5 protein-coding genes and 1 pseudogene are annotated in these 5,288 nt (G+C 71.9%); 4 read left to right on the forward strand and 2 right to left on the reverse strand.

Features of this window, described 5'->3' with window-relative positions:
- Positions 1-438: 438 nt before the first annotated feature.
- On the forward strand, positions 439-885 hold the full coding sequence (locus tag ACFPZI_RS33000; RefSeq protein WP_381370855.1) for a transposase: 447 nt from the start codon (positions 439-441) through the stop codon (positions 883-885).
- Positions 886-1,500: 615 nt separating this feature from the next.
- Here ACFPZI_RS33000 and ACFPZI_RS33005 read toward each other — a convergent pair.
- Entirely contained in the window at positions 1,501-2,436 is a 936-nt protein-coding gene (locus ACFPZI_RS33005) for a RecB family exonuclease (RefSeq protein WP_381370856.1), read from the reverse strand.
- 78 nt (positions 2,437-2,514) lie between these two features.
- Positions 2,515-3,111 (reverse strand): annotated as a pseudogene (locus tag ACFPZI_RS33010) (AAA family ATPase); the annotation flags it as partial.
- 285 nt (positions 3,112-3,396) lie between these two features.
- On the opposite strand from ACFPZI_RS33010, the gene ruvC reads away from it, so the two are divergent.
- From ruvC to ruvB, 3 genes are all read left to right on the forward strand, one after another.
- Positions 3,397-3,951: a crossover junction endodeoxyribonuclease RuvC gene (ruvC, locus tag ACFPZI_RS33015; protein ID WP_381370859.1), complete on the forward strand. Its 555-nt coding sequence runs from the start codon at positions 3,397-3,399 to the stop codon at positions 3,949-3,951.
- Entirely contained in the window at positions 3,948-4,571 is a 624-nt protein-coding gene (gene ruvA, locus ACFPZI_RS33020; RefSeq protein ID WP_381370857.1) for a Holliday junction branch migration protein RuvA, read from the forward strand. Before ruvC ends, ruvA begins: the two co-directional genes overlap by 4 nt.
- A gap of 14 nt (positions 4,572-4,585) precedes the next feature.
- Positions 4,586-5,288: Holliday junction branch migration DNA helicase RuvB (gene ruvB / locus ACFPZI_RS33025; protein WP_381370858.1), on the forward strand; the 703-nt coding region annotated here is incomplete at its 3' end.

Here is a 5,288-nt window from a genome sequence, read left to right on the forward strand (position 1 = left end):
CAGCCGACTCCGCAGGCACCCCGAGTACGGGTACGTCACCCCGCTCGAAACGAGAACCTTGCTCAGGCAGGACCTCACCCCCGCAGCGTAAACACCCGCTGTCCAGGACCCGGGGGGAACTTCATACCGGTGGTCACCTCGCGTTTCCTGTGCCCTCTGCGTAAGGGCGGGGTTTGCTCATGACGCGGCCTTCATTCCTTGGTACCTCACCTCCGCTTGCCTGTCCTGTTTTCGGCAACGCGTTTGGGTGTGAGGGGGTGGTGGGATGGCAGCGGATGGGCGTCAGCGGAATCGCGACATGTATGTCCTGGTAGTGGCGGTGGGGCGGGGCAGGGCTCCGTCGTTCTCGCGGTCGGCTCGAAGCTTCCGGTCCGGGTCCAACACCCCAAGTCGGTGGTGGTGAGCGGTTCGTGACGGGCAGTGGATGCGCTTGCAGGCATGGCTTCCGGTCTGCCGACGATCGAGGGCCGGTGGTATCTCGCGACCGTCATCGACCTGGCGACGCGCGAGGTGATCGGGTACGCGATGGCCGAACACCACCGTGCCGAACTGGTCACCGACGCGCTGCGGATGGCCGCCGGCCGCGGCGACCTTCAGGGCGGCCGCATCATGCACACCGACTGCGGAAGCGAGTACACGAGTGGCGAATTTTGCTACGAGTTGCGGGAGTTGGACCTGAGGCGGAGCGTATGCCGGTTCGGTCTGCTGAAAGCGGAGATCGGCACCGCCGTCCAGGAGAGCCGCGAGGCGGCCCGCGCCGACGTGTTCCGCTTCATCGAGGTCGAGTACAACCGCACCCGGCTCCGCAGGCACCCCGAGTTCGGGTACCTCACCCCACTCGAAACCCGAGCCAGGCCGCAGTACGACTTCACCCCCGCAGCGTAAACAACTGCTGTCCAAGATCAAGGGAGAACTTCAAGCGGCAATCGCCCCCGGGGCCGCCCCACGCGGGGAGGGCGGCGCCGGGGGCGACGGTGTGAACACACGGGGTCCGCGAATCCGTACGCTTTTCTGCACCCCACTCGAGGGGATCCCGAAGTCCCCCGAGGAGGGTGGGGACTGGCACGGTGACTGATGCTCCGTTCCCAGTCCCCGACCCTGCTCAGGGTATGGCGCTCTCCATGGCCCTGAAGCGAGGACGAGGTGGCGTGCGGCAATGCGGGCCGTCAAGGGCGTGCCGGTGCCGGTCCGCCGCGGATCCGCGTACACCCGCGTCTTCACCCTGGCCTGTCGGGCATCCGCCGTACGGTGCCGACGCCGTAGCCCCGGTCCACGGTGGTGAGTCGGCCCGGGGCCTGGCCCACTCGTCCACGAAATGATCGTCAACGGCACGCCGGGGGCAGCCCCGTTCGAGCCGCTGTCAGGCGCACCGCACGGATCGGCGCCCTCACACCCAATGCCGCATCGATACGAACGCCGACGCTGAACGGCCCGCGGGCGTCAGGCCGGGCTGCTGTGCTCGGGCCGGTGGTCCGTCTCTGCTCCTCCCCCGGCGAGCCGCTACCGGGTGGGCGGTTCGGCCTCGGCGGGCGCTGCCGGCTGCTCGTTGTCCCCCACGGCCGGGACGGGGACGACGGCCAGGGGGTAGGGCGGCGGGGTGCCACCGAACGCGGGGCAGAAGGCCTGATAGCCGCACCAGCCACAGAATCGGCTCGGGCTGGGTTGCCACTCGCCCGTCGCCACCGCCCGCTGGATCGCCGCCCACAGCGCCCGCAGCTTCCGCTCCACCGCACGCAGGTCCGTCTCGTCCGGATCGTACGTCACCACGTCGCCGCTGCCCAGATAGACCAGTTGGAGACGGCGCGGGACCACTCCGCGCCGCCTCCACAGCATCAGGGCGTAGAACTTCACCTGGAACATGGCTCGGTGCTCGAAGTCCGGCGGGGGCGCCTTGCCGGTCTTGTAGTCCACCACGCGGACCTCGCCGGTCGGGGCGATGTCCACCCGGTCGATGATCCCGCGCAGCTTGAGACCCGACTCCAGCACCGTCTCCACGTACAGCTCGCGCCCGGCGGGCTCCAACCGGTTCGGGTCCTCCATCCGGAAGTACTGGCCGAGCAGCTGTTCCGCCTCGGCCAGCCAGACAGCCAGCGCTGCACCGTCCGCGTCCTCCGGGAAGAGGCCGGCCAGCTCGGGCCGCCTGCCCAGCAGCCGCTCCCACTCCGGGCGCAGCAACGCGAGAGCACGGTCCGGAGTGCGCTGCCCGGCCGGCACGTCGAAGAGCCGCTCCAGCACGGCGTGCACCACGGCGCCCCGGGCCGCCGCCTCGCTCGGTGGCTCCGACAGTTTGTCGATCACCCGGAGCCGGTAGCGCAGCGGGCAGGTCATGAAGTCGTCCGCGCGCGAAGGCGACAGCGACGACGGCGTCCTCGGGGCGGGCCGAGGTGCCGCGGGCGGGGCCGCGTCCGATGCGGCGGAACTCTCGGACGGAGGCATACTCCGACCCTACGCCGGGCCCTTCCCGAATCCACCGGACCGGTTCCGAGGTGATCGGTCCGGTGGATTCGGGGTGCCGGCCGATGGGCGGGACAGCACCCCGCGGGCCAGGCGGAGGCGGGCGTGCCGGTCGCCCTCGAAGTGCAGGACGACGTCCACCAGGTGCTCCAGCAGCCGCGGGCCGGCGATCGCGCCGTCCTTGGCGACGTGGCCGACCAGGATCGTCGGCATCCCGCGCTCCTTGGAGGCCCGGATCAACGCGTCCGCCACCTCGCGTACCTGGGCCACGCCGCCTGGCGCGCCGTCGATCTCGGGGGAGGCCACGGCCTGCACCGAGTCGAGGACGAGCAGCGGGGGCCTGACGGCGTCGAGGCGGCCGAGGGCGGCCGAGGGCGGCCGCCAGGCCGGTCTCGGCGGCGAGGTAGAGGTGGTCACTGAGCGCGCCGATCCGGTCGGCGCGCAGCCGTACCTGACCGGCCGACTCCTCGCCGGTGACGTAGAGGGTGTGGTGCTGATCGCCGACCGCCTTGGCTGCGACGTCGAGGAGGAGGGTGGACTTGTCGATACCGGCTCGCCGGCGAGGAGGGGCCGCGCCGGTACGAGCCGACCACTGCGGGCCGCGTTCGGACGCCTCCCCGCCGGGACGGTTCCGGCCCGAGGCCTCCGTGGGCCGGGGCCCACCTGACCGTCGCGACCCTTCCTCGCACGCTTGTTCGAGTTATTATGAAATCCAGGCCAGGCCGGACATGTGCGGAAATACGCGCTTCGCCGGCCGGAGCCCACGAAAAATTTCCCATGTCCGCATCGAGCTTCGCAGGCGGACTCCGTCTGCGAAGCTCGATGCGCTCGGAGGGTCCGCCCTGCATCCGCAGGGCGGACTCACCGCCCGACCAGCGCCAATACGGCCCCATGCACAAGCTTGGCTCGATCATGAAGACTCCGCCCGTCGGGGAGGGCGCCGTGCGAGTGCTCGGCGTGGCCCCAGGGCTGACCCGGTGCGGCCTCGGGGTGGTCGACGGCGCCCCCGGACGGCCGCTCACGGTGACGTCCGCCGGCGTCCTCCGTACCCCGGCGGACGCGGACATCGGCCACCGCCTCCTCCTCATCGAGCGCGGCATCGAGCGGTGGCTGGACGAGTACCAACCCGGAGCCGTCGTCGTGGAGCGGCTGTTCAGCCGGTACAACGTGCGCACTGTGATGGACACCGCGCAGGCGAGCGCGGTCGCGATCCTGTGCGCGGCCCGGCGCGGCCTGCCCGTCACCTGGCACACCTCCAGCGAGGTGAAGGCCGCCGTCACCGGCAGCGGAGGCGCCGGCAAGGCCCAGGTCGGCGCCATGGTCGCCCGGCTGCTGCGGCTCGACGCCCTGCCCAAGCCGGCCGACGCCGCCGACGCCCTGGCGCTCGCCATCTGCCACATCTGGCGCGCCCAGGCGCTGAACCGCCTGCAGCAGGCGCACGCCGCCGCCCGCCCCGCTCCCGCACTCGCACGACTTTGGAAGGGCGCGATCCGATGATCGCCTTCGTCAGCGGCCCGGTCGCCGCGCTCGCCCCCGACACCGCAATCATCGAGGTCGGCGGCGTCGGCATGGCGGTCCAATGCACTCCCAACACCCTGTCCGGGCTCCGTATCGGCCGACAGGCCAGGCTCGCCGTCTCCCTGGTCGTGCGCGAGGACTCGCTCACCCTTTATGGCTTTGCGGACGACGACGAGCGGCAGGTTTTCGAGCTGCTGCAGACCGCCAGTGGCATCGGGCCGCGCCTGGCCCAGGCCATGCTCGCCGTCCACACGACTGACGCGCTGCGGCGCGCGGTCGCCCAGGGCGACGAGAAGGCGCTCACCGCCGTGCCCGGCATCGGCAAGAGGGGCGCCCAGCGGCTGCTGCTGGAACTCGCCGGCCGGCTCGGCGAGCCGGCCGGGGCCGCCGCGACCAGCCGCCCGGCCGGCACCGCTGCTCCCGTGCCCTGGAGCGAACAGCTGCGCGCGGCGCTCGTCGGCCTCGGGTACTCCGCGTACGAGGCCGAGGAGGCGATCGCGGCCGTCACCCCCGCCGCCGAGGCCGCCGCGGCCGACGGCGCCCCGAAGGTGTCGCAGCTGCTGCGCGCCGCCCTGCGCACACTGAACCGCGCCCGCTGAGAGGAGTGGACCGCATGACCCGGGACGAAGCCGAAACCGCCGCCCTCATCGAGCGGCTGGTGGGGTCGGTCGCCGACGGGGAGGACCAGGCCGTCGAGGCCGCCCTGCGCCCCAAGGACCTGGACGAGTTCATCGGCCAGGAGAAGGTCCGCGAGCAGCTCGACCTGGTGCTGCGTGCCGCACGCGCGCGCGGCGCCACCGCCGACCACGTGCTGCTCTCCGGCGCCCCCGGCCTCGGCAAGACCACCCTCTCCATGATCATCGCGGCCGAGATGGAAGCCCCCCTCCGCATCACCTCGGGACCGGCCATCCAGCACGCGGGCGACCTGGCCGCGATCCTCTCCTCTCTCCAGGAGGGTGAGGTCCTGTTCCTCGACGAGATCCACCGGATGTCCCGGCCCGCCGAGGAGATGCTCTACATGGCGATGGAGGACTTCCGCGTCGACGTCATCGTCGGCAAGGGCCTGGGCGCCACCGCCATCCCCCTCGAACTGCCCCCGTTCACCCTGGTCGGCGCCACCGTACGAGCCGGGCTGTTGCTGCCGCCGCTGCGCGACCGCTTCGGCTTCACCGCGCACATGGAGTTCTACGAGCCCCCCGAGCTGGAGCGGGTCGTCCACCGCTCCGCCCGGCTGCTGGAGGTGGAGACAACGTCCGAGGGCGCCACGGAGATCGCCGGCCGCTCCCGGGGCACGCCCCGCATCGCCAACCGCCTGC

The organism is Streptomyces chlorus (assembly GCF_042655885.1).
GTDB lineage: Bacteria > Actinomycetota > Actinomycetes > Streptomycetales > Streptomycetaceae > Streptomyces > Streptomyces chlorus.